Raw genomic sequence first — 23,754 nt, 5'->3', positions numbered from 1 at the left:
TGGCCGCGAGGGCAGCCTGGTCGGGGCGTCTTGGCGAGCGCGCCGTCTCGTTTCGCATCGAGCGACTGTGCTGGGAGGATGTGCCCCCGTCGCGCCGATGCTGGATTTCCTCTGGGAGATCGCCGGACACAGGCTCGTATTGTCATTGCCGGCGGCGATCGTCGACGGGCTGCTTGCGACGATGCAGCCTGGTCTCGCCTTGCCGACCGAGCCCGGCCGCTCGCTTGTCCTCGAACTCGCGCTCGAGCCCCCTGCTGGCCAAGCTCGAGGCGCAGACGGGACAGGGCATGCGCCTCGTCGAGGTGCGCGAGGCGAGCCCGGGCGGGCCGCTTCTCGAGGTCGATATCGGCTTTGGCCAGGCCCGGGGCAAAGGTCGCCTGTTCCTGTTCTCCCTAGTGGACGGCGCGGTACCGCCGCCTTTCCTGGCGATCGCTTCGCTGTTGCGGCAGCTGCCGCAGCAGAAGCCCCCGCTCCCCGAGGACTTTCCGGTCATGGCGGCTGGCGAGATCGGCTCGCTGCGCATTGCGGCGGGCATCCTGCGCAGTGCCCGGCCGGGCGACGTGCTGCTGCCGGAGGAGTGCCCGCTGGCGCGCGGCCAGATCACCCTCGTTGTCGACACGCTATGGGCCCCAGCCGAGGCGGCGGGCGAACGGCTTCGTCTGCGCGGCCGCTTCCGCCCGCGGCCAAATCCCCTGGAGACCTCCCCGATGACAGCACCGACCGAGGCGACGCAATCGCCTTCCGACCTGGAGCTCGACGATGTCGAGGTCACGCTGGTCTTCGAATGCGGGCGCTGGCCGATCACGCTCGGCGCGCTGCGTTCCGCCGGCGAGGGACATGTTTTCGAACTCGGCCGCCCGCTCGACGGCCCGGTCGATATCCTCGCCAATGGCCGCCTGATCGGCCGCGGCGAGATCGTGCGCGTCGGCGATACGCTGGGCGTGCGGCTGCACGGCAGGCTGGCCGGCAATGCCTGAGATCCAGCCTGGAATCCTGGCGCTTCTCGCGGTCACGGTCGGCCTTGGCCTGCTCGCCTTCGCGGTCGTGACCATGACGGCCTTCGTCAAGGTTTCGGTCGTGCTCTTCCTGGTGCGCAATGCCCTCGGCGCGCAGCAGGTGCCGCCCAACATCGTGCTTTACGGCGCCGCGCTGATTCTCACGGTCTTCATCAGCGCCCCGGTGGCAGAGCAGACCTATAACCGCCTCACCGACAGCCAGTTGCGCTATCAGAGCTTCGAAGATTGGCAGCTTGCCGCCAAGCAGGGGCAGGAGCCGCTGCGCGAGCATCTCAAGCGCTTCACCAGCGAGGAGCAGCGGCGCTTCTTCCTGTCATCAACCCAGCAGGTCTGGCCGCCGGAGATGCGCGGCCGGGCCAATGCCGACGATCTCGTCATACTGGTGCCGGCCTTCCTGATCTCCGAGCTCAAACGCGCCTTCGAGATCGGCTTCCTGCTCTATCTGCCCTTCATCACCATCGATCTCGTGGTGACCACGATCCCTGATGGCGATGGGCATGTCGATGGTCTCGCCGACCGTGATCTCGATCCCGTTCAAGCTCTTCCTGTTCGTCGCAATCGATGGCTGGTCGCGGCTGATGCACGGGCTGGTGCTGAGCTACACCGTGCCAGGCGGCGGATGAGGGAGATTGCGCATGGATGAAGCGAGCATCCTGACCCATATGAGCCGGGCGCTGGTGGTCTTCATGATCTGGGTGCTGCCGCCGCTGGTCGCCGCACTCGTTGTCGGCCTGGTCATCGGCATCATCCAGGCGGCGACGCAGATCCAGGACCAGACGCTGCCGCTGACGGTGAAGCTCCTGGTGATCGTCGCGGTGCTCGGACTGTTCTCGCCGCTCCTGACCGCGCCGCTGCTGGAATACAGCAAGCAGGTCTTCACCGAATTTCCGGCGCTCACGGCGTCGCGGCGCTGACCGGCGCCCACTCATGCCGAACCTGTCGCCGGAAGAGATCCAGAAGCTGATCCTGGCGGCGCTCGAGCTCGTCGTCGCCGCGAGTCTCGGCTCGGCACGCGCCATCGGCATCATGCTGATCCTGCCGGTCTTCACCCGGCCGCAGATCGGCGGGCTGATCCGCGGCGGTCTCGCGCTCGCGATCGCGCTGCCGATTCTCCAGCATACGGCCGATGCGGTTGCGCTCCTCGATGGCGGCACTCGCATGGTTAAGGTGGCGCTGCTCGGCTTGAAGGAGGTGTTCGTCGGCCTGCTGCTCGGCACGCTGCTCAGCATCCCGCTCTGGAGCATCCAGGCGGTCGGCGAGATCATCGATACCCAGCGCGGCATCAGTAGCGAGGTCGCGCCGGTCGATCCGGCGACGCGCAGCCAGGCCTCGGCGACCGGGCTCCTGCTCGGCATCGCCGCGATCACGATCTTCGTCGTGACCGACGGACTGCAGACGATGATCGACGGCCTCTACAAGAGCTATCTGATCTGGCCGGTGACGAATTTCGCCCCGACACTGTCGACGCAAGGAGCGATGGAGCTGGTCGCCCTGCTCGACCACATCATGCGGGTCATGCTGCTTGTCGCCGGGCCCGTGCTGATCTTCCTGCTGCTGATCGACATCTCGGTCATGCTGCTCGGCCGCTTCGCGCCGCAATTCAAGCCGAACGACCTGGCGCCGACGCTGAAGAATGTCGGCTTCGCGATCTTCATGGTCGTCTACGCCGTTTACCTCGTCGAGTACATGCGTTCCGAGATCGAGCTGAGCCAGGGCGTGGTCGACCAGTTCCAGAAGCTGCTGAAATGAGCGATTCCGGCGAGGAGAAGAAGCTTCCGCCCTCGGCCAAGAAGCTCAGGGATGCTCGCAAGAAGGGCCAGGTGCCGCGCAGCCTCGACTTCGCGACGGCGGCCGGCACCTGCGCCGGCATCGCCTGGCTCTGGTCGGAAGCTGGTGAGATCGAGGACAAATGGAAGGAGGCGCTGCTCCTTGCCGACAAGCTGCAGCCCCTGTCGTTTGAGACGGGTGTCCGGCAGGCGCTCGGCATCCTGGCGGAGCTCAGCATGGGGACGGTGCTGCCGTTTCTGGGTGTGATGGTCGGCGCCGGGATCGCGGCGAGCTTCATCGCCAATCGCGGGCTGGTGTTCTCCTTCGAGCTGGTCAAGCCGAAATTCGAGAACATTAATCCAATCGAGGGCATGAAGCGCATCTTCAGCCTGCGCTCGCTGATCGAGCTGGCGAAGACGCTGTTCAAGGCGATCTTCCTCGGCATCACCTTCCTGTTCGTAGTCCTCGGAATGTGGAAGACGCTGGTCTACCTGCCGGTCTGCGGCATGGGTTGCATCGGTTTCGTGGTCGGAACCGAGACCAAGCTGCTGATGGGCATCGCCGCCGCCGCCTTCCTGATCGCCGGCATGCTCGATCTCCTGACCCAGCGCTGGCTGTTCATGCGCGAGATGCGCATGACCGAGACTGAGGCCAAGCGCGAGTTCAAGGAGCAGGAAGGCAATCCGCAACTGAAAGGCGAGTATCGCCGGCTGCGGCAGGAGGCGGCGAGCCTGCCCCCGCTGGGTATGCGCCGCGCCACGCTGGTGCTGCGCGGGCGGAACGGCCTGATCGGCTTGCGCTATGTCCGCGGCGAGACAGGCGTGCCGATCGTGGTCTGTCGCGGCAAGGGCGGCAGTACAGACCGGCTGCTGGAGGAAGCGCGTGAGCTGAGCGTCAGCATCGTCGAGGACGATGCTCTGGTGCGTGTGCTCCTGCGCAAGGCCAAGCTTGGGAACGCGATTCCGTCGCAGTATTTCCAGGCGGTGGCCAAGGCGCTCTACGCGACCGGCCAGGTTTGAAACACGCTATCGCGTCGTCGCCGTTCCGCTGCCGCCGGCTGCGGGTCGGGCTGCCCGTCGGTGAGGTCGAGATGCCGCCCGCCTGCGAGCGGTTGCCGGCCGCAAAGGTCCGGTAGTTCGCAACTGGGATCGCCGCCCGGTCGCCCTGGCTCGCGACCACGGCGTCATTGCCGAGTAGATGGCTGGGATCGGCAATCGTCAGCGCCAGACTGGATCGAACGGAGCAGCCCAGCGTCTGGTCGAAGGAATTGTCCTCGACCGAGGGGCCGACGATGTGGAGCGACGGGCAGACCGGCGGGATCGCCCTGTAGGCGACGACGACGACGCGGGCCCGGAAGCGGCCGAGCCGGTCGGCCTGACCAGCGAACTGGCGGATATTGTCGGGATCGACACCGAGCCGGCGCGCCAGGCGGGCGACGCCGGCGCGCAGGGACGGGCTGTCGCTGGTGATCTCGACATGGACGCCGTCGCGCACGTCGCGCCGTATCGTCGCGATCAGATCGGCGAGCCGCCGTCCTTCCGCCCCACCGAGCGCGTTGAGCAGGAGGACATTGTTCTCGGGCTCGACCAGGATCGCCTGCGCAGTTGGCTCGTAATAGGTCGGAAGGCTGCTGTTGCAGCCGCCGAGGACGGCGCCGGAAAGCAGCACGCCGAAGAGATATCGCAAGGGCATCGCTGTCCTCATTCGATGATGAAGCCGGCCTCGCCGGTGGCGCCTGGAACGGTGGTCGCCGGGGCGCGCCGACCGCGCGGGGGCTTCGCCAGGGTATTGGTCAGGGCGCGCTGCGAATCGGAAGGCGGCGCGATGCGATCGGTCGGGGCTCCGATCGCGTTTGGACCGGTGGCTGGGCGGACGATGAAGGGCGTGACGATGATGATGAGCTCCGTCTCCTCCTTCTGGAAGGCGGAGGAGCGGAAGAGCACGCCGAGCACCGGCAGGTCACCGAGCCAGGGGAAGGCGCTGATATTGGTGGTGAAATTGCGCCGGATCAGCCCGCCGATGGCAAAGCTCTGGCCACTGCCGAGCTCGACCACGGTATCGGCGCGGCGCGTCGACAAAGCAGGCACCGAGATGCCGTTGATGGTGACCGCACCCTGGGCGGAGAGCTCGCTGACCTCGGGCTTCACCCGGACATTGATCAGGTTGTTGTTGAGCACGGTCGGCACGAATTCCAGGCTGACGCCGAAGCGGCGGAATTCGACGGTGACCTGCTGATTGCCCTGCGAGACCGGGATCGGAAACTCGCCGCCGGCGAGGAAGCTGGCCGATTCGCCGGAGATCGCGGTGAGATTCGGCTCGGCCAGGACAGACACCAGCTTCTCGCCGGCGAGCGCATCGAGGACGGCGCTGATATTGGTGTTGCCGGCGCTGAAGCCGAGGCCGATCGTGCCGCCGCCCTGGGAGGCTCCGCTGCCGCTGCCGGTCCCGCGCAGGACGCCGAAGCTGAAATTGCCGCTCTGGCCGGAGGCTGTGAGGTTGACGCCGAGCGCCTTCATCGCGCTGCGCGAGACCTCGGCGACCCGGACATGCAGATTGACCTGCAGCGAGCCGGCGACCTTGATCCTGTTGACGATGATCGCGCCGGCTCCGAGGAACTGCTCGGTCACGGATTTTGCGGTGTCGGCGGTGTCGGCGTTCGGCACTATGCCGCTGAGGATCGCACCGCGCGGCGTATAGCTGACCCGAATCGGATGGTCGCCGACCTGCGCGCGCAGCAGCTCGCGCAGGTCCTCGATCGGCTGGGTGACGATGACCTGGTACTCGGCGAGGGCCTGGCCGGCCTCGTTCAGCGCGAACAGGCTGGTGCGGCCCGACTTCTTGCCGAAGACGAAGATCGTCTTGCTGGACGGCGCCTGGAAATCGGCGATCGTCGGATCGGCGACGAAAATGCTCGAGGCGGTTTGGGAGAGCTGGATCGTCTCGCCGCGCGACGAGGTCAGGGTGAGTGTCCCGCGCTGGCTTTCCGGCACGGCAGGTGGAGCCGATTGCTTTGCCGAAACCGGCTCGCGCCTGGTGGCCTGCGGCATCGCGGCATGGGAGAAAAGAACCGCCACGGCGCAGAAGGCGGCGGCGATCGGAGTCGACAGGCTCGATCTCACGACAGGTCTTCCGTCATCGATTTGATGGTCTGCGTGCGATTTGCTCGGCAAAGGTTCTGTCATCATGTCAGGCAGAGGCCGATGTCATCTGCGTGACACCGGCCGGTCGTTTCGAGGAACCGGGGTATCAGCGCGGGCTCTCGCTGGGCTCGAGCACATAGCCGATGCCGCGAGCGGTCCGGATGCGCAGATCAGCGCCCGACTGGCTGAGATGCGAGCGCAGCCGGTAGATTCCGACCTCCAGCGCATTGGTCGAGACCTCGTCGTCGAACCCGTAGAGACTGTCCTCCAGCGAAGCGCGCGTGACGATCCTGCCGACGCGGTTAAGCAGGAATTCGAGAATGCAGAGCTCGCGCCGCGCGATCTTCATCGGCGCGCCAGCGATCCAGGCCTGACGGCCGACCGGATCGAAGCTCAGATTGCCAACGGACATGATCGGGTCTGTCACCTGGTTCGACCGCCGCAGGACGGCCCGCATGCGGGCGATGAGTTCGTCGGTGGACAGCGGCTTGGGCAGGAAGTCGTCGGCGCCTCCATTGAAGATCTCGATTCGCCTGATGATGTCGTTGTGGCCGCTCATCACCAGGGCAGGGGTGGAATGGCCGTTGCGCCGCAGCTGCTTGAGCCAGCTCAGCCCGTCTCCGTCCGGCAGGCCAAGATCGAGCAGCAGAATGTCGTAGCTGGCGCAACCGAAGGCGACGGACGCCTCGTCCAGCGTGTAGGTCAGGTCCACGGCAAAGCCGTTGTCGGAGAGCGCCCCTCGACGGTGGAAGCTAAATCAGCGTGGTCTTCTACCACCAAAGTACGCATCCCTCGCCTCATATTTAATATTTTTAAGTAAATTATGTATCGCACGGGCGATGTGACGGTTTATTGAAGGCAGGTTTCTTGGCTGACTAAGCATTAGTTTAAAATTTCAAAGCAATATAGAATTTATATCCTCCAGCGGAACCTTTCGATCTCTGAGACGTTCTGCCGCCTCGCGCCATGCGTGCACGCGGCAGACTCGGCGGTCCTGCGCTTCAAAATCGCCGGCGCTGCATCAGGGCACCGTTGAAAAAAGTGCCCTGCGCCCGTCAGGTTCACGAAAGCTGGGTCGCCTAGGGTCGCAGCGTGGTTGGCGGTGCGATGCTCTTGGCGTGACCCAGGCATGCGCTGCTCGCAAGGTTCGATGCAAAAGGAGCGCGACCATGAACGGCATTCCCAATTGGGGTTACATCCCCGTAGCCCTTCCGTTTCCGGGCTTCGTCGGCGGCGCGTCGGCCGGGCAGCCCACGACCGACGCCTTTACCGCGCCGCAGCAGGCGGGCAGCAATGACTTTCTGGGCAGCGTCCGCTCGGCCGCGACCTCTGGCGAGAAGCGCGACCTGATCGATGCCTATGCCGCCGGTTTCATCGCCGCCACCCGCGGCAGCGGCAATGCCGGCGCGCCGAGCACTCCGACCTATATGCCGAGCGCGCCCACGCCCGGTCTTCCGGCGCTTCCGACCAGCCAAACCAGCCCGGTCGCCGGCGTTCCGACTATGGCCGGCATCGAGCAGGCCCGTCGCGAGGCGTTCGCCGGTGTGATGGAAGGCTTTCAGCATTTCGCCGGGCTGATCGAGGAATCGAAGATTCCCGAGCAGGCCAAGAACCAGATGCTCGACGGCCTTGCCGGCCTGATGTCGCAATTCGCTGGCCTGGCCAATATCGGCGCCGGCAATGGTGGCCAGCTGCCGCAGCTGCCGCGGCCGAATCTGCCGGCGCCAGGCAATGGTGGTTCGGATGGCAGCGGCTCGAACAGCGGCGCCTCGGATGTCTGGACGCATGAGAAGAAGGATGACGGCACCGCCCAGATCCGCCTCGGCGACAAGTACACGATCGACCTGAAGGAGGGAGACGAGTCCTTCACTGTCCGCAACAACGAGACTGGCGCCGTGACCCGCGTCTGGGGCGATCCCCATGTCGACAAGGATGGCGACGGCAAGAACGACTTCGACTTCAAGGAGAACATGACGTTCCAGCTCGACGACGGCACCAAGATCACCGTCAACACCGTCGATGGCGGCAATGGCAAGACCTTCTCCTCGGGGCTGACCATCACCAACGGCAACAATGCCATCCAGGTGACGGGCCTCGCCGGTGACAAGGACGGCAAGAACAATCTCGAGCTCATCCAGTCGAATGCCGGCACGACGCTGGACCAGCTCACCGCCGACGGCGCGCAGATCATCTACGAGCGCGGCAAGGACTGGGTCGGGGCCAATGGCCAGAGCATCAACCAGGCCGCGATCGAAGCCGCTGAACAGCGCTACGGCTGAAGCCTGCCAATATAGATCGACGATTTGCTTAACGGGTACGGGCGCTTGAGCGCCCGTATTTGTTGCTGTTATTACTTTGATATTTGCCTTAATTCACTCACTACGACTTGATGGTGCACTCGCATTATTGTGCAGTCGTCAGGTTGCTATCAGCTTCGGCCTTCATCCTGTCGCCAGCATGATCCGCGTCCGACCTCCCGGCGGCGCGAGGCGACACGAGGATACCCGCGATGGCCCAGGCTGCAGCGAGCATTTCCGGAGCGAGTGAGGCGACGAAGCGCCGGTCCGAAGCCGATAGCGCCCAAGGCGCGTCAGGCACGAATACTGGCTCCAGCGGTGCCGATTCCTCGTCGGCGCAGGATTTTAACGCCGAGATGGCGCGGGCGCGTGCCACGGAAGAGGAACGGCGCGCCACCCGGCCGGCGTCGACCTCGACCAGCGGCGAGGCCCAGAACGACAATCAGTCTGTCCCGGCGAGCGATTCCACATCGGCAAGCGGCTCGACCACGCCGGTCGAGGGCGGCTCGAGCAGCTCAGGCGTCGAGACCGGCATCGGCGATGCGGCCAACACATTGGTCAATCCAGGCGACGAGATCGGCAAGCTGAACAGCGACGGCGATCAGGTGGTCATGAGCATGACCGCCGAGGGCAAGTTGCAGGTGCCGCTCGCGCGCATCCCGGTCGGCGTCGGGGTCAAGGGCCAGTACGGCTACGACATCACGGTCGCCCAGCGCGGCGATGGCGGGGAGGGGGAGCCGGCTCCGACCTATGACGTCACCTTCGACAAGCGCCTGCAGGGTGGACTGACGGGCGAGCTTGCGACACCGGGGATCGACCCGGCCGCCGAGTTCAACCTCGGTAGCTCCGATTCGGTGACGATGAACTTCGCCACGCAGGAGGAGGCGACACGCGCAGTTGGAATCCTGCAGCGGCTGGGCGCCTCGGAAGCAGTACGCGATGCGATTAACGCGCCGATCCCCGGAGTCGGAACGATCGGCGCCGCCTCAAATCCGGTGCCGGAAGATGACGGCAGCCTGAGCGACACGCATTCCTGGCCGACGCCGGGCAATCTCGCCGCGGCGCCGCTGCGGCCCCCGGCCGAGGACATGGCCTTCCTGCGCGACAACATCACGAGCTACTCGCAGGAGCTCAATGCGCAGGAGCGACTGAAGCTCGGCGCCAAGGCGGTAAATCTCGGCATCGAGACGCGCCTCGACCAGAACCAGCGCGTCATCCGTACCGTCGAGGTGCCGCGTAATGGCGAGCCGGGACGGCTGACCTATACGCTCGCCGGCGATCTCGATTCGAGCACCAAGGAAAAGCTCACCATCGGCCAGCAGCAGTTCGACCAGTTCGAGCTCGGCTACATCCCGCAGAACATCGTCGACCATGGCACGCTGCGTGGCGAACTGAGCCTGTCTTGGGACATTCCGGCCGATCAGGCGCTCAGCGAGGTCGCCGGTCGGCCGATGCCGGAGATCGATGGGCTCGGCGCGCCGGACGAGGTCTCGGCGCGCATCGAGCTGACCTATCAGGATCAGTCTCTGGCCGACCTCAGCCGCACCGACCAGCGCCGCGTCTCGATCGAGGCGACGACGCGCAATCCGGCTGAGCATGCCGGCCCAGTGATTTCCTCGCTGCTGCAGGGCGATTTCCGGGCGGCCGCGGCGGGGATGGGCGAGGATTTCAGCGTCACGACGCAAGACGAGCGCATCGCGCGCAGCGGCGTCAACCAGCAGCACGAGCTCGGGCTCACCGTCGCCGATGTCGGCAAGTTCGGCGTCTCGCTGATCGGCAATGTCGGCCGCGACGACATCACCGACCGGCGCACGCGGACCTTCACCGGTGCCGATCTCGCCCAGCGGCCTCAAGAGGTCGACCAGCCGCAGGATCAGCCGGAGCAGCCCGTCGAGCCGCAACCCGAGCAATTCGTGGTCGTTCCCCATGACGGGCTCAACCTGCGCGCGGACCCATCGACCGAGGCGCAGAAGCTCACCGTCCTGCGCAACGGCACCTTCGTCGACGCGACCGGTCAGCGCCGCATCGATGCAAATGGCGACGAGTGGGTCGAGGTCAGCGGCCGTGGCGTCGATGGCCGCGATGCGACCGGCTGGGTCAACGGGCGCTATGTGCAGCGCAACGAGATCGGCGAGATGGGCCCGACCGGCCGCATCAACCCCGATCTCGAACAGCAGGGCTATCGCGCCGTGACCATCGCCGAGGGCGAATCGGTCTGGCAGGCGGCCGAGCGCGCCGGCGCCGACCCGCGCGAGACGGTGCGGCTGAACAGCGGCCATCTGGTCGATCCGAACCTGGTCTTCGCCGGCGACAAGGTCTACCTGCCCGGCACCGCGGCACCGCCGGTCGATCCGCCGCCGCAGGAGCCACAGCCGGAACCACAAGCGCCGCCCGCCAATTCTTCGGCGGAGTCGCAGGCGCCGAGCGGCGAGGGGATTCTCCCAGCACGCCGTCCGGCGACAGCGAGCAGCCGAGCACGAGCGGCACCAGCCCGTCGCCGCCCCAGCCGGTTCCGCGCGGTGAGGAAAGCGGCTCGCAGTCCGGGGACGAAACGCCAAGCCCGGACCAGCCCAGCGGCGACCAGCCCCAGCCGCCGCCGGCCACCTCCGGCGAGTCGTCCTCGGACAGCGGCTCGTCCTCCTCCGGCGACCAGCCGACGCCACCCACCGAGACGACCGAGCAGCCGGCACCTGACGAGCCGCTGCCGCCTCCTGACGAGCCCATCGGGCGCGATCCCAAGCTCGACCGCATCCTGCACGACTATCAGATCCAGGAGGATCCGCGCGGCACCGTGATGTGGAGTCCCGGCGGCTTGGCCGGTCTGTTCACCGACGAGAAGCGCAAGCTGACCGCGACCGAGGCGGATATGATGGACAGCCTCAGCGTGTTCGGCCTCCGGGACATGCGCGATATCAAGGGCAAGGCTGAGACGGTCGCGCTCGAGCGCTATCCAAGGCCGGAGAATCTGCGCGACGGCTTCCCGCAGAACCCGCAAGTCACCGATGATTTCGACAGCTGGGCGCAGAATGACGGGCATTCCGATGCCTTCCGTCACGCCTACTGGAATGCGCTGATGACCAAGCAGTTCGGCAACGACTTCACCGAACGGTTCACCTCCGCGCATGAGGGTGTCGAGAACCCGGCCGATCGTGAGGCGATGGATCTCTACAACAACGAGGTCGGCCGCCGCATCGCCGAACAGAATGCCGATGCTTCCGACGGAGAGCTCGCCGACCTGGTGCAGCGCGCGATCGAGAACGGCGAGATGATCGTGATCGACCGCGATGGCGAGCTCGCCTGGAGCGATGACGTTGCTTACGGCCAGCATGGTGAGGCCGATGACGGTTCGGTACGAGGCGTGAGGCCGACGCCGGAGGTCAGCACGTCATAGTCTTGTAGCACCGGCGGGTTTGGCTCATCCCCGACTGGACATGAGATGAAAGACAGAGGCGCGCTTCGGGGCGGCGCGCCGGCAGAGGCCGGAATGAAGACAATTCTGCTCGTGGTGTTGGGCGTCATCGTGCTGGCCGGCATAGCGCTCGGCGCACGCAAGCTGCTCGCGCCCGACCCGACGGTGTTCAGCAAGGAGCGCTGGATCGCCGAGGCTCGCGCCAAGCCGAGCGAGAACAAGCGCTCACTGATGACCGATGATCTCGGCAAGCGCCTGCGTCCTGGCATGTCGGAGGCCGAGGTTACCGAGCTGCTGGGCCCGCCCGACAGCCGTCGTGGTGAGCGCCTGATCTATAATCTCGGCATGCCAGGCTTCGGCGTCGATTATGAGCACTATGTCGTCGAGCTCGACGGCGCCGGCAAGGTCGCGCGCTACTTCACCGACAGAGGTTGAGTGACACGGCTGAGCGGCAAAGCATCGAAACCCTCGAATACGTTTTGCGTGCTGCGTCCGCTTTCGGGCGGCCTTCCAATATCCGCTCTTGACGGATTGTGTTGAAAAAGTTGGCCGCAATACTTTGGGCAGGGTCGGCCAGCGCGAAGGTAGAAATTTCATCCCTCTGCGGCCGATGAAGCCTCCTATGGAGCACGTTTTTCTGAGCCGAGCAGCAGGTTCTTCTTCGTCGAGCGGGGCTGATGCTCAACTTTGGAGCCGATCGGACTTTTTCAACAATCGGCGCTCAGCTTGCAGGTTCGTGGCGGCGCAGTCCGATGAGGATGACGTTGGTCATCGCCGTCGCAGCCACGGCCGCATCCCGTTCAGCGATGGCGTAGACGATGCGCTCATGGGCCGCGACGGTGGCGCGATAGTCGTCGGAATCCTTCGGCGCGCTGAGCTGGAACGACGCTCGCAGCGCCGCTGCAATCACGGCGCCGATCGAGCGCATGAAGGGGTTGCCGGCGGCGTTGGCAATCGCGACGTGCAAGCTGAGATCGGCCTCGGCAAAATCCGCCGTCTGTCGAGCGGCCTCGGCACGCATCCGCTCGATCGCGGTGCGCATCAATATGAGGTCGGTCTCCGTCCTGCGCTCGGCGGCGAGCGCAGCGGTGCGCGGTTCGATCGCAAGCCGGATCTCGGCGAGGTCGGTCAGGAAACGTTTGTCGATGCCGGCGTCGAGATGCCAGGCCAGCACGTCGGGGTCGAACATGTTCCAGGCGGCGCGCGGCCGGACCACCGTCCCGACACGCGCCTTGGTGCTCAACAGCCCCTTGGCGACGAGGGTCTTCACCGCCTCGCGCAGCACCGGGCGCGAGACGCCGAAGGTGAGGGTCAGCTCGGCGTCGCCGGGCAGCTTTGCTCCATTGGGATAGCGGCCGACGATGATGTCGATCCCGATGCTGCGCGCTATCTCCGCATGGTTCGAATGGGACCGGCGCGCCCGAATGACGATAAGGGGGAGGTCATCGTGTTCCGGCTCCGAACGCACGCGGGCGTCGCCGACGCGCCAGAAGCAGCATCAGTTGTTGCAGGGCGATGAAGCCGAAGAGCAACAGGCCTGTCGCGATCTTGGCCCACCAGCTCGAGAGCATGCCGTCAAAGCTGATATAGGTCTGGATCAGGCCCTGGATCAGCACGCCGACGAACGTGCCGAAGATGAAGCCGTGGCCGCCGGACAGAAGCGTGCCGCCGATGACGGCCGCGCCGATGGCGTCGAGCTCGACCCCGACGGCCGAGAGCGAGTAGCCGCTCGAGGTATAGAGCGAAAAGACGATGCCGGAGATGCCGGCAAGCACGCTGGAGAGGGTATAGATCAGCACCGTCGTGCGCCCGACCTCGATGCCCATCAGCGCAGCCGCGCTGCGGCTGCCGCCGAGCGCGTAGACATTGGCGCCGAAGCGCGTGAAGTGCAGCAGCATGGCGCACAGTGCCACCACGGCCAGCATGATCATGGCCGGCACCGTCAACCTGAAGCCGCCAGGCAGCAGGAGCGCATGTTCGGCGAGCTCGCCATAGAAGGGCGCCGTGATCGGGATCGACTCGGTCGAGAGCAGGAAGCTCGCGCCCCGGGCCAGAAACATGCCTGCCAGCGTCACGATGAAGGGGGGCAGTTCGAAATACTGGATCGCCGCGCCCATCAGTGCGCCGAACAGCGCACAGAGCAGCACGACGACGACGAAGGCGGCCAGCGGCGGCATGCCGGCCCGCTCGATGGCGAGCGCGAGGAAGACGGTCGTGAACCCGATCACCGAGCCGACCGAGAGGTCGATGCCGCCGGAGATGATGACGAAGGTTATGCCCACCGCGACGATGCCGAGGAAGGCGTTGTCGGTGAGCAGGTTCATCACCACCCGCGGCGAGGCGAAATTCGGATAGATCAGCGAGCAGATCGCGAAGCCGACGGCGAATACGACCGTCGTGGCGAGCACGGGCATGAAACGGCTCACGGGCGCCGCCTCCACAGCAGCAGGCCGAGGCCGGTGAGTCGCGGCGACTGGGCGAGCAGCACGGCCAGCACCACGATCGCCTTGACGATGAGATTCATCTCCGGTGGGAAGCCCGACAACAGGATGCCTGTGTTCATCGCCTGGATGATGAGGGCGCCCAGCACCGCCAGGACCAGGCTGAAGCGGCCGCCGAGCAGCGAGGTGCCGCCGATCACCACCGCGAGGATGGCGTCGAGCTCCAGCCAGAGGCCGGCATTGTTGGCATCAGCTCCCATGATGTCGGCCGCGGCGATGATTCCCGCGAGCGCGGCGCAGAGCCCGCACCAGGCATAGATTGCGATGGTGATGACACGGGTGCCAACGCCAGCCAACGCGCTCGCCCGGCTATTGCCGCCGGTCGCCTCGATCAGCAGTCCGAGCGCGGAACCGCGCACGACGAGCAGCGCCAGCACCAGCATGGCGAGTGTCAGGACGATCGGAGTCGGCAAGCCCAGCAGCGAGCCGCTGCCGAGCCAGGCCAGATCGGTGTTGGCGAAGGTGACGATGCGCCCCTCGGTGATGAGTTGCGCGATTCCTCGCCCGGCCACCATCAGGATGAGCGTCGCCACGATCGGCTGGATGCCGAGCAGCGCGACGAGCACCCCATTCCACAGGCCGCACATGAGGCCGGCGCCAAGCGCGCAAACAAGGACGAATCCCAGGGCATGGCTGTCCGCCAGGCTCGCCGCGATAGCGCCGGCGATCGCCATGACAGCGCCGACTGAAAGGTCGATGCCCCGCATGGCGATGATCGGCGCCATGCCGAGCGCCAGCAAGGCGACCGGCGCGCCCCGGTTGAACACATCGACGAGACTGCCGAAAAGTCGGCCGTCCTGTACCCGCAGCTCAAGGAAATGCGGCGAGAGGAAGCTGTTGATCGCAAAGATGACGATCAGCGCGACGATCTGCGGCATCCCAAGCCGCGGCAAGACAAACGACACGGCCTTGCGCGGCATCAGACGGCCTTCGCAGCTTCGGCGGCGATCACCGCCAGGATGGTCGGCACACTCACCGCCTCGCCCTCCAGCCGCGCGACATGGGCCCGGTCGCGGAGCACCACGATCTCGTCGGCGTAGGTGACGATCTCCTCCAACTCGGACGAGGCAACGAGCAGGGCCATGCCTTCGGCGCAGAGCGCGCGGATGAGGTGGATGATCTCGGCATGGGCGCCGACGTCGATGCCGCGCGTCGGCTCGTCGAGGATGAGGATGGCAGGCTTCGTCGCAAGCCAGCGCGCCAGCAGGGCCTTCTGCTGGTTGCCACCGGAGAGCAGGCCGATCGGCCGTTCCGGGTCGGGCGGGCGGATGTCGAGCAGCCGGATCAGGCGGCCGGCGATCTCGTCCTGCTCGCGGTGCGAGAGCGGACGCAGCACGCCGCGTCTGGCCTGCAGGGCGAGCACGATATTCTCGCGCACGGTCAGCTCGGCGACGATACCCTCGGTCTTGCGCTCCTCCGGACAGTAGCCGAAGCCGAGCCGCATCGCCTGGCGCGGCGAATGGAGCGTGACCTTCTGCCCTCGGGCGGTCACGCTGCCGCTGTCGGCGCGCTCGGCGCCGAAGACGAGACGGGTGGTCTCGGTGCGACCGGAGCCCAGCAGGCCGGCGAGCCCGACGACATGGCCGGCCCGCAAGGTCAGATCGAAAGGCTCGACATAGCCGGCCTTGCCGAAGCCGCGGAAGATTGCGACCGGTTCGCTCTCGCGCGGTGCCGATACCGGACGCGCGGCCGTCGCCTCGCGCAACTCGCGCCCGAGCATCGTCTGGACGAGCTCCATGCGCGGCAGTTCCGCGGTGGCGGCCGAGGCCGCGAGCCTGCCATTGCGCAGGACGGTGATCCGGTCGCAGATCGCATAGACCTGATCCAGGAAATGGGTCACGAAGATGATGCCTATGCCGCGCGCCGCGAGCTGACGCATGACTGCGAACAGGATCGCGACCTCGTGCGCGTCCAGGCTCGCCGTCGGTTCGTCGAGGATGAGGACGCGCGCCGAGAGATCGACCGCACGCGCAATGGCGACAATATGCTGGATCGCGACTGAATAGCTCTCCAGCGGCACGGCGACGTCGATGCCGAGGTCGAATTCGGCGAGCAGCGCCCGGGCCCGGCGACGCATCTCGCCTTCGCGGACCAGACCGAAGCGTGTCGGCTGACGACCCAGGAAGAGATTTTGCGCCACCGACAGGTTCGGCGCGAGATTGACCTCCTGATAGACAGTGGCGATGCCCGCCTTCGTCGCCTCGCCGGTCGAACGGGGAGCAATCTCCACGCCGTCAAGTTGCATCGTGCCGGCATCGCGCGCGACGACGCCGGTCATCGTCTTGATCAGCGTAGACTTTCCCGCGCCGTTCTCGCCCAGCAAGGCATGGATTTCGCCGCTCTGCAGCGTGAAGTCGACGCCGTCCAGCGCGTTCACGCCGGCGAACGACTTGGAGAAGCCGCGCAGCGCCAGCAGTGGAACGGTCTCGGGCGGGATCATGCGACCTCTGGATGTGTGCCGCGCGGGGTGGGCGCCGCGCGCGGTGGCGCCCACCCCGAGCTTCGGCTCAGTAGCCGAGGTCCTTCTTGCTCTCATAGACCGCCTGCGGATTGTCGGCGCCGGTGTAGAGCTTCGACACCGTCTGGATCCATTTCGGCGGGGTCGTGCCCTTGGTCTTGTAGGCGATGACGGCATCGAAGGCAGGTCCGGCCATATCCGGGGTCAGTTCGACGGTGGCGTTGGCCTCGCCGGCCGCCATGGCCTTGAAGATGTCGGGCACCGCGTCGATCGAGACGGTGAGGACATCGGAGCCCGGCTTCAAGCCCGCTTCCTTCATCGCCTGGATGGCGCCGACCATCATGTCGTCATTATGGGCATAGACTGCGCAGATCGACTTGCCGCCGCCGTCGGCCTTGATGAAGCTCTCCATCACTTCCTTGCCCTTGGCTCGGGTGAAATCCCCGGTCTGGCTGCGCACGATCTTCAGGTTGGCATGCCCGGCGATGCCCTGCTCGAAGCCCTTCTTGCGGTTGGCTGCGACGCTGGCGCCGACCGTGCCTTGCAGTTCGACGACGTTGCAGGACTTGGAGCCCACGGTCTTGACCAGCCACTCGCCGGCGACCTTGCCTTCATGGACGCTGTCGGAGGTGACTGCGGTCAGGTAGAGGTCTTTCCCGGACGGATCGATGTCGCGGTCGAGCAGCACGACCGGAATCTTGGCCTCCTTGGCCTCCCTCAGCACGGCGTTCCAGCCGGTGGCGACGACCGGCGCGAGGAAGATGGCGTCGACGCCCTGGGCAATGAAGGAACGGATCGCCCTGATCTGGTTCTCCTGCTTCTGCTGGGCATCGGCGATCTTGAAGTTGATATTGCGCTTCTTGGCTTCCGCCTTCGACACTGTCGTTTCGGCGGCACGCCAACCGGATTCGGAACCGATCTGGGAAAACCCGATCGTCAACTCCTTGGCGCCTGCACCCGAGCAAACGAGCGCGCCGCAGACCACGACCGCGGCATTCAAAGCCTTGAAATTCATTGGCGTTTCTCCGTTTCGTCGTTCACTACGCGCCTCTGGAGAGCGCTTGTTGCAACGGGACCATGCCACAACCTTTGAGGGCTGAATAGTCATATTGTTTGACTTATCAGCACCACTCCAGCCCTTAGACGAGCACCCCGAACTGCGACAAAGGCGTCGTTCCTCTATGTCCAGGTGGACACGGCGGCGACGACTTGAGTGGGATCCAAGGCCGGAAGAATTGCGGATGAACGATTCTGATTAGAGGTCCGCTTTCGGCCGTTGTGCCAAAGTCTGCTTGTGGCGCCAGGCTGCCTTGAGACGTCCGGCCGCTGCAACGACCGGCCTAGGGTGGCTAGCTGACGTTAGTTCAAGCTAGGCCGTGCACTCATAAATCGGGGCTGGGGGCAAGCGCGCCTGATGTCCGATTGTCGGCGAGCAGCGGCGGAAAGCGGACGTCGCAGAAAGTCGATCAGGAGACGCCGCCGCCGTTGACAACCTACCGTTGGTGCGGGCACCATGTGGTCGCTGCAGTAGGGCGCGTCGGCTGAGGCCGAAGGGGCAATGCCCACCTACGAAGTGTAAACCGTAGTTGCGCCCATGCCGAACCTCGAAAACCTGAAGAAGCAGGCCAAGCAGTATCTACGCTGGCATCGTGAGCGGTATCACCCGGTTGCCGCCGAGATCAGAGCTACGTTACCTCGGTTTCATTGCCTTGACGATTATCAGGTGCTGGAGGCGACGTTCAAGCTCAGCGACGCGCAAGAGCTTGTCGCTCGCCAATTGGGCTTCGAGGGATGGCAGGCGCTTAAGGCAGGAACCCCAGCCATGAGCACTCAAGTCAAACAGGCAACGACAGCTCCGATACTCAGCGGGACCGAGGCTCAGCTCTACGTCGCTGACGTCAGGGCCTCGTGCGATTTCTTCACGTCGAAACTCAGTTTTACAACCGACTTTGTATACGGTGATCCGCCGTTTTACGGTGTGGTCAAGCGCGACCGTGCGCGACTTTGCCTGCGGCTTGTTTGCGAGCCGGTTTTTGTCGGCGACATTCGCCAGCGCGAGCAACTTTTGTCGGCCTCGATCACCGTGGATACCGCAGCGGAGATCAAGCAACTCTTCTTGGAGTTCCAATCCGAAGGCGTGAGCTTCCATCAAGAACTGAAGAAAGAACCTTGGGGCGCGAGGAACTTCGTCGTTCTTGATCCTGACGGCAACCTAATTCTGTTCGCGGGCCCTGCTGACTGAGCGCGGCTCTTTGAAACAAACTCAAGTCTGGGCGATAGCAATTGCTTCGCCTTCGCTTTTGTCGGCGCCTAGTCATGAATAACAAAACTCAAAGAGGGATAATAAATCTGCGTAGTGTGAAAGGGACCAAGCTACTTCTTGGTAAGCCAAGTTGTGTCTGACTGCCGAGCCATGATTCAAGCCTCTGATTTGAGGGGCGAATCATGCGCTATGAACTCGCGAATTATGAATGGGCTGCCATCAAGCCGATGCTGCCGAATAAGCCGCGTGGCGTTCCACGGGTTAACGACCGCCGTGTCCTCAATGGCATTTTCTGGGCTTGCGCTCCGGAGCGCCGTGGCGTGATCTGCCCGAGGCGTTTGGGCCGTACACCACCTGTTACAACCGATTTGTAAGGTGGCGGCGGGCTGGTGTCTGGAGCCGCATCATCGACGCACTTGCCGGTGCTCATGATGCTGCTATCCAGATGATCGATACCTCCGTTGTCCGCGTGCATCAGCATGGAGCCTGCATCACGAGGAACCAGCGTCAGTCGATTGGAAGATCACGCGGCGGCTTGACGAGCAAAATTCATGCTGTAGTCGATAGCAGAGGTCTGCCGGTGCGACTGGCGTTAAGCCCCGGCGAGGCCCACGACGTCCGACTTGCTGGAAAGCTACTGTCTCGTCTGAAATCCGGATCAATGCTGCTTGCCGACCGTGGCTATGACGCCGACTGGATCAGAGAGCTGGCCATGAAAAAAGGCGCGTGGGCCAATATCCCGCCGAAAAGAAATCGCAGCGATCCGATCTGCTTTAGCCCGTATCTTTACCGCGCTCGCAACCAGATCGAGCGGTTCTTCAACAAGATCAAACAATGTCGTCGGGTGGCGACGCGCTACGACAGGCTCGCCGCCAATTACCTTGCCTTCGTCCAACTCGCATCTATCCGGCTATGGCTGGCCGCGCGTTATGAGTCCACGCCCTAGTCAGCGGGTCCGGGCGGAGGACATGGCAGACGTCTGGAAGACTGTTGACATGGTGTTGTAGAGATTCATCAAGCAGTAAATGGCAGTTCACCGAAGGGGTGACTACACAATTGAGGACGCATTGCTGGACCAATCGAAACAGGAAGGATTTTGGCGCAGCCACATCGATGAGCCTTCCGCTCTGCCATGGCCCGTCCCGGCTCCATCATGGGCTGGAAGAGTGGCCTTTCTGCAGGCTCTTGACCGGCCGATGACGCACGCGGAGAAAATTCGATATCGTGGCTTCTCTCTCTGTCGTTTGTGCGCTTGCCAGAATGGGAGCGTTGAATATCGGCTCGAGGGGTGGAAATGGCCGGAAGGCTACAAGCACTACGTCAACGTCCACGGTGTGAGGCCCAGCACCGACTTCGAGCACTTCATAAATACTTGGCGCGGCGCCCGGAGGCTTTGACCGCGCCAGCTGAAGTCCTGAACGGGTAGGAAGCGGCCAGCTCCGGGCGTTGTGGTTTTAGCACCTCGAATTACCGCAATGGGCCGCCAACCGACCCCGCATCTGCTGGCGGCTGAACGTCCGCTTGCTGGCACAGACCCCGAGCCCGCAGTTGATGCTGTGGACGGCTCTCCACCCCTGCCGGAGGCGTAAGCTTCCGGTTTGAGCCGGAGGAGAGCCATGGGTCAGGTCGTTACGATTGGGTTGGACATCGCCAAGTCGGTGTTTCAGGTGCACGGAGTCGATGAGAGTGGTGCTGTCGTCATCCGACAGAAGCTCACGCGCGGTCGCCTGTTGTCGTTCTTCGGCAAGTTGGCGCGGTGCCTGATTGGGATTGAGGCATGCGGCACGGCGCACCATTGGGCTCGGGAGCTGAGCGACCTTGGTCACGACGTGCGACTGATGCCGCCCAGCTATGTGAAGCCGTACGTGAAGCGTCAGAAGAACGACATGGCCGATGCAGAGGCCATTTGTGAAGCTGTGCTGCACACAAATACCCTTGTGCGGTTGCCTAAGGCGTGGCTCGCTCCAAAGAACCCAGAAGAGCTTGGTAACGAACTTGCCCACAGTCAGCCCGGTGACGTATGGAACCCTGCCTGTTCAGACGTGGAGACCTAGTCGATGTCGATCCGAATCGCTTGGCCATCTGGTCTGATCTGCGGGCAAGTTCTTGCCTGCATGCTACTCGGCGCCGGGCCGACCATGGCCGAGCCCGCGCATCGCACTCGCTACGCCCAAGCCGCGCCGGGCGCCATCCTGCTGCCGAGCGCGGATCAGCGGCAGGAAGATCAGCTCTTCAACATAGTTCGCGAACTGAGCAGTGCCTGCGGCAACGCGGCCTGGAGCCTGTGGTACACCAATGACTACGACAGTTGGCGCAATCGCAAGACGCCGGCGCTTTCGCTGAACTATTCCGTCCGCTCCTATCAGAGCCTGCCGCCGCTCCCGGCCTCGCTACCTGAGCCGTTGAAGCTGAGGGCGGAGCCGGCAATCAGAAGCGCAAACGAGGTGCTGCGCGGCAGCGGAGAAGTCTTCAAGGATCTCGCGACCTACATCAATGCCAAGGATTACGAGGACGACAAGTTCAAGAAGGGCGACGAGCTGAACGCGAAACTTCTCGCTGCTGGCAAGAGCTGCCATCAGCTCGACGCCGAACTCACGGAAATCTATCGCGATCTCGCCGTGCAGGTGATCGACCGCCGCAAGGCTGCCGCGCCTCATCCCGAGATCGTCGCGACCATGATCGCCGACTGGCAGAAGGCGCGTGCCCTGTCACGCGAGCTCGCACGTTTCGCAGCTGCTGATCGCGCCACGCTCGAGGGCCTCGTTCGCGATATTTCGGCCTTGTCGGAGGAGCGCAAGGCGAGCTTCGAGCCGCTGAAGCAGGCGCCGCAAGTCATGGTCAAACGCTTCTATGAAGCGATCCTGCAGGACGACGTCGCGGTCAAGATGCGCCGTCTCCTTCGCGAGGCCAAGACTCCCAAGGCGTTCAAGGAGGCGTCGGAGGATCGGCCGCGCTCGTCGTTCTGGAGCGCTCGCCGCGAAATCGACTATGCCATGCCGGATGCGATCCTCTCTTATCTCCGCAACCCGGACTAGGCGCGCCGGCTCACGGGAAGGTCGAGGCCTTCGATGCCAAGGGCGTCTCCTTCGTCTCGATGACGCAGGCCTTCAACACCACCAGCAGCATGGGGCGCCTCACGCTCAACCCCACCGGCGCGGCCGGGCCGAACAACATATGTTTAGGGCGGGCTAAGGTGGCGGGTGCCGCTAAGCGTTCTGAATGCTTGACTTGATCTCTGCGGGCGTCATCCGACTTTCTCCTCGTCATTTTCGTGGGATCGGGCGTGGTGCCGTGCCGTCGTGTTCACCTTCCAAGACTCGGTCGGAACTGATCGTCAGGCGCTTGAAGCAGTCAGCCGCGCGGGCCGCTTGTCTGCAAGATTCGACTCAGGGCCTACGAATCCCACAAACGCAGCTATCGTGCTGACCCTATCCCGATCTGAACGCCCTGGTGAACCGCTCCCACAGATAGTCTGCGGCCTGTTCTGGCGTGAGCTTCTTCATGTCAGTCCGCCGCTCGAAATCCAGGTAGCCCATCGCCATGGTCGCCGACAGCGACAGCTCGTTGTCGGCGGTGGCTGGCATCAGAATTTCGTTGCAGCCGTTGCCAGAAATGCGGCCTTCCGCGAAGCAGATGTTGTTATCGCCCATCATCCCGCCCAGCCAGATTCGGCACGCTCCCTTGCTGGCCCCGTCTAGAAAAAGCTCTGCCCGGAAATCGGCCGCCGTCGTATCCGTGACGTCGAACTCCACCCGATCGTTCTCCCTCGCGACCTGCTCTAGGTTAGCGCCGAAGATGGTCCGGATGGTCCCGAACGCGGATTTCGCGAAACGACGCTGATCGACGTCGGTCAACGGTACCTTGAGTTTCGGGAGCAAGGGGCGGATAGGCTGCCTCGACACAGTATCCGGTCCGGGGAACGCCTTATGAGCCGCGGGAGAGGCCGAGCCTGGGAACGCAGGGCGATTGGACGGCTTGGCGCGGGCTCGGTTCGCGCCAGCCAGGATCGCCTCCCGCGCATTAGCCTCGTCCATTCCGACGATGCGGACTTGGACGATCGTCTTCAGCAGACCTTGGGGTTCGCAAGCGCGCGCCGTGATTGGAAGCAGCCGCCGCTCCAATCCCTGCGGGTCGCGGCCGAAGGCGCTCGCCCATTCCGGCGCCGCCATCCCGGATTTGAGGTAATCCGCGGTCAGGACCATGATGGTTCGCTGGGCGGCTTCGGAGGCCTTTTGCATCTCCAGAACGAAGTTGCTGCCGGGCCGGAAATCCCATGCCTGCAGAATCGTCGTGAAGCCTTCCTCCTCGAGGACGAAGGCAATCCACTCGGCCCACTGCCGATCGACGCCTGTGTAGCTGATGAAGAAGTCGGACATCCTGATCCCACATCGGCTCCGACGAACGATTCTACGTCGCCCCCGGGGAGCAGACAGGGGCCACCGAATCTCTACTCCAAGCCCGGCACTTCTGGCCAGATTGGCTCTGGAATCGCCTAGATCGCGCTGTAGTTGCCAGAGGGATTGCGCGAGCAGGTAGCCTGCGGACGCGAAAAGGAGAGCCTTGGGTCTGGAAGCCTATGTCAGTCAGGGTATTTTCGCGCGAGTTGCTCGTACAGATCACTGTCGACCTTGTCCGCAGCTTGAGCTCTTGAAACCTCTGCAAGTGTCTCCAGGGTTCCGCCGTAACAGCGTCGAAATGCATACGCGGCGCGTTCATCCGCGAATCGGATCCTCAATGTCGTTGTAATCACCAGAACAGAGCCGATCTCTGCGTCAACTTCCCAATCGGCGAGCCAAGCCTCGATCTCGCGGAGTTTGGAGTGAAACCGAAGGCCATCGACTTCCAGCAGAACGTGAAAAGGCCGAGGATCGGTCACCTTTAGCCCTTCTGTAAATTTTGGTCC

The 23,754-nt window shown here is 64.3% G+C and carries 19 protein-coding genes and 4 pseudogenes; 13 read left to right on the top strand and 10 right to left on the bottom strand.

The genetic code is table 11. From position 1 onward, the window contains the following. Window positions 1-224 precede the first annotated feature (224 nt). The 5 genes and pseudogenes from sctQ (at window position 225) to QO058_RS30370 (ending at window position 3,802) form a co-directional block, all read left to right on the top strand. On the top strand, window positions 225-977 hold the full coding sequence (sctQ, locus tag QO058_RS30390; RefSeq protein WP_347976695.1) for a type III secretion system cytoplasmic ring protein SctQ: 753 nt from the start codon (window positions 225-227) through the stop codon (window positions 975-977). After that, window positions 970-1,639: pseudogene (gene sctR / locus QO058_RS30385) on the top strand (type III secretion system export apparatus subunit SctR). Before sctQ ends, sctR begins: the two are co-directional and overlap by 8 nt. Before the next feature lie 12 nt (window positions 1,640-1,651). Next, window positions 1,652-1,930 (top strand): EscS/YscS/HrcS family type III secretion system export apparatus protein, encoded by a 279-nt coding sequence (locus QO058_RS30380; RefSeq protein WP_284173163.1) that lies wholly within the window; start codon window positions 1,652-1,654, stop codon window positions 1,928-1,930. 13 nt (window positions 1,931-1,943) lie between these two features. Continuing rightward, window positions 1,944-2,765 carry a type III secretion system export apparatus subunit SctT gene (sctT, locus tag QO058_RS30375; RefSeq protein ID WP_284173162.1) on the top strand — a complete coding sequence of 274 codons (822 nt, stop codon included), beginning with the start codon at window positions 1,944-1,946 and terminating at the stop codon, window positions 2,763-2,765. Continuing rightward, on the top strand, window positions 2,762-3,802 hold the full coding sequence (locus QO058_RS30370) for an EscU/YscU/HrcU family type III secretion system export apparatus switch protein (protein ID WP_284173161.1): 1,041 nt from the start codon (window positions 2,762-2,764) through the stop codon (window positions 3,800-3,802). The genes sctT and QO058_RS30370 overlap by 4 nt, the downstream gene beginning before the upstream one ends. A 121-nt stretch (window positions 3,803-3,923) precedes the next feature. On the opposite strand, the pseudogene QO058_RS30365 reads toward QO058_RS30370, so the two are convergent. The 3 genes and pseudogenes from QO058_RS30365 to QO058_RS30355 all read right to left on the bottom strand — a co-directional run. Beyond that, window positions 3,924-4,475 (bottom strand): annotated as a pseudogene (locus QO058_RS30365) (CpaD family pilus assembly lipoprotein); the annotation flags it as partial. An 8-nt stretch (window positions 4,476-4,483) separates the two neighbouring features. Continuing rightward, window positions 4,484-5,830 carry a type II and III secretion system protein family protein gene (locus QO058_RS30360; RefSeq protein WP_284173478.1) on the bottom strand — a complete coding sequence of 449 codons (1,347 nt, stop codon included), beginning with the start codon at window positions 5,828-5,830 and terminating at the stop codon, window positions 4,484-4,486. Window positions 5,831-6,029: 199 nt separating this feature from the next. After that, window positions 6,030-6,712: pseudogene (locus QO058_RS30355) on the bottom strand (response regulator). A 380-nt stretch (window positions 6,713-7,092) separates the two neighbouring features. Here QO058_RS30355 and QO058_RS30350 point away from each other — a divergent pair. From QO058_RS30350 to QO058_RS30335, 4 genes are all read left to right on the top strand, one after another. Beyond that, window positions 7,093-8,202, top strand: a complete 1,110-nt coding sequence (locus tag QO058_RS30350) for a DUF1521 domain-containing protein (RefSeq protein WP_284173160.1) — start codon at window positions 7,093-7,095, stop codon at window positions 8,200-8,202. 230 nt (window positions 8,203-8,432) lie between these two features. Beyond that, window positions 8,433-11,015, top strand: coding sequence for an SH3 domain-containing protein (locus tag QO058_RS30345; RefSeq protein WP_284173159.1), 2,583 nt, complete (start codon window positions 8,433-8,435; stop codon window positions 11,013-11,015). A 17-nt stretch (window positions 11,016-11,032) separates the two neighbouring features. Next, on the top strand, window positions 11,033-11,611 hold the full coding sequence (locus QO058_RS30340) for a DUF6973 domain-containing protein (RefSeq protein WP_284173158.1): 579 nt from the start codon (window positions 11,033-11,035) through the stop codon (window positions 11,609-11,611). 93 nt (window positions 11,612-11,704) lie between these two features. After that, window positions 11,705-12,064 (top strand): hypothetical protein, encoded by a 360-nt coding sequence (locus QO058_RS30335; protein WP_284173157.1) that lies wholly within the window; start codon window positions 11,705-11,707, stop codon window positions 12,062-12,064. Window positions 12,065-12,350: 286 nt separating this feature from the next. On the opposite strand, the gene QO058_RS30330 is transcribed toward QO058_RS30335, so the two are convergent. The 5 genes from QO058_RS30330 to ytfQ form a co-directional block, all read right to left on the bottom strand. After that, entirely contained in the window at window positions 12,351-13,097 is a 747-nt protein-coding gene (locus QO058_RS30330; protein ID WP_284173155.1) for a FadR/GntR family transcriptional regulator, read from the bottom strand. Beyond that, window positions 13,072-14,043 carry a galactofuranose ABC transporter, permease protein YjfF gene (yjfF, locus tag QO058_RS30325; protein WP_284173477.1) on the bottom strand — a complete coding sequence of 324 codons (972 nt, stop codon included), beginning with the start codon at window positions 14,041-14,043 and terminating at the stop codon, window positions 13,072-13,074. Before yjfF ends, QO058_RS30330 begins: the two co-directional genes overlap by 26 nt. Window positions 14,044-14,051: 8 nt before the next feature. Continuing rightward, window positions 14,052-15,035 (bottom strand): ABC transporter permease, encoded by a 984-nt coding sequence (locus QO058_RS30320; RefSeq protein WP_284173476.1) that lies wholly within the window; start codon window positions 15,033-15,035, stop codon window positions 14,052-14,054. Between the two features lie 14 nt (window positions 15,036-15,049). Beyond that, window positions 15,050-16,570: a sugar ABC transporter ATP-binding protein gene (locus QO058_RS30315; RefSeq protein ID WP_284173154.1), complete on the bottom strand. Its 1,521-nt coding sequence runs from the start codon at window positions 16,568-16,570 to the stop codon at window positions 15,050-15,052. A gap of 67 nt (window positions 16,571-16,637) precedes the next feature. Next, window positions 16,638-17,603 carry a galactofuranose ABC transporter, galactofuranose-binding protein YtfQ gene (gene ytfQ, locus QO058_RS30310; protein WP_284173152.1) on the bottom strand — a complete coding sequence of 322 codons (966 nt, stop codon included), beginning with the start codon at window positions 17,601-17,603 and terminating at the stop codon, window positions 16,638-16,640. Between the two features lie 579 nt (window positions 17,604-18,182). Between ytfQ and QO058_RS30305 the strand changes: the two genes are divergently transcribed. From QO058_RS30305 to QO058_RS30290, 4 genes and pseudogenes are all read left to right on the top strand, one after another. Continuing rightward, window positions 18,183-18,830, top strand: a complete 648-nt coding sequence (locus QO058_RS30305; RefSeq protein WP_284173151.1) for a VOC family protein — start codon at window positions 18,183-18,185, stop codon at window positions 18,828-18,830. A gap of 203 nt (window positions 18,831-19,033) precedes the next feature. Continuing rightward, a protein-coding gene (locus tag QO058_RS30300) for an IS5 family transposase (protein ID WP_284173150.1) occupies window positions 19,034-19,797 on the top strand; the annotation gives its coding sequence in 2 pieces (ribosomal slippage) (window positions 19,034-19,148 and window positions 19,148-19,797; 765 coding nt in all). Between the two features lie 670 nt (window positions 19,798-20,467). Continuing rightward, window positions 20,468-20,782, top strand: a pseudogene (locus QO058_RS30295) (IS110 family transposase); the annotation flags it as partial. A 126-nt stretch (window positions 20,783-20,908) separates the two neighbouring features. Then, entirely contained in the window at window positions 20,909-21,886 is a 978-nt protein-coding gene (locus tag QO058_RS30290; RefSeq protein ID WP_284173148.1) for a YiiG family protein, read from the top strand. Between the two features lie 393 nt (window positions 21,887-22,279). Here the strand turns inward: QO058_RS30290 and QO058_RS30285 are convergent, their stop codons facing one another. Together QO058_RS30285 and QO058_RS30280 are read right to left on the bottom strand one after the other, a co-directional pair. Continuing rightward, window positions 22,280-23,227, bottom strand: a complete 948-nt coding sequence (locus QO058_RS30285; RefSeq protein WP_284173147.1) for a toll/interleukin-1 receptor domain-containing protein — start codon at window positions 23,225-23,227, stop codon at window positions 22,280-22,282. Between the two features lie 203 nt (window positions 23,228-23,430). Next, entirely contained in the window at window positions 23,431-23,727 is a 297-nt protein-coding gene (locus tag QO058_RS30280) for a hypothetical protein (protein WP_284173146.1), read from the bottom strand. Window positions 23,728-23,754 lie beyond the last annotated feature (27 nt).

It is taken from the genome of Bosea vestrisii, from assembly GCF_030144325.1.
Taxonomy (GTDB): Bacteria; Pseudomonadota; Alphaproteobacteria; order Rhizobiales; family Beijerinckiaceae; genus Allobosea; species Allobosea vestrisii_A.
This window is presented reverse-complemented; position numbering and strand designations above follow the sequence as displayed.

Coding starts and splice junctions, on each gene's coding strand:
- QO058_RS30380 (WP_284173163.1), top strand. CDS start 1,652: ATGGATGAAGCGAGCATCCTGACCCATATGAGCCGGGCGCTGGTGGTC.
- sctT (WP_284173162.1), top strand. CDS start 1,944: ATGCCGAACCTGTCGCCGGAAGAGATCCAGAAGCTGATCCTGGCGGCG.
- QO058_RS30370 (WP_284173161.1), top strand. CDS start 2,762: ATGAGCGATTCCGGCGAGGAGAAGAAGCTTCCGCCCTCGGCCAAGAAG.
- QO058_RS30360 (WP_284173478.1), bottom strand. CDS start 5,830: ATGCCGCAGGCCACCAGGCGCGAGCCGGTTTCGGCAAAGCAATCGGCT.
- QO058_RS30350 (WP_284173160.1), top strand. CDS start 7,093: ATGAACGGCATTCCCAATTGGGGTTACATCCCCGTAGCCCTTCCGTTT.
- QO058_RS30345 (WP_284173159.1), top strand. CDS start 8,433: ATGGCCCAGGCTGCAGCGAGCATTTCCGGAGCGAGTGAGGCGACGAAG.
- QO058_RS30335 (WP_284173157.1), top strand. CDS start 11,705: ATGAAGACAATTCTGCTCGTGGTGTTGGGCGTCATCGTGCTGGCCGGC.
- yjfF (WP_284173477.1), bottom strand. CDS start 14,043: ATGCCCGTGCTCGCCACGACGGTCGTATTCGCCGTCGGCTTCGCGATC.
- QO058_RS30315 (WP_284173154.1), bottom strand. CDS start 16,570: ATGATCCCGCCCGAGACCGTTCCACTGCTGGCGCTGCGCGGCTTCTCC.
- ytfQ (WP_284173152.1), bottom strand. CDS start 17,603: ATGAATTTCAAGGCTTTGAATGCCGCGGTCGTGGTCTGCGGCGCGCTC.
- QO058_RS30305 (WP_284173151.1), top strand. CDS start 18,183: ATGCCGAACCTCGAAAACCTGAAGAAGCAGGCCAAGCAGTATCTACGC.
- QO058_RS30290 (WP_284173148.1), top strand. CDS start 20,909: ATGTCGATCCGAATCGCTTGGCCATCTGGTCTGATCTGCGGGCAAGTT.
- QO058_RS30285 (WP_284173147.1), bottom strand. CDS start 23,227: ATGTCCGACTTCTTCATCAGCTACACAGGCGTCGATCGGCAGTGGGCC.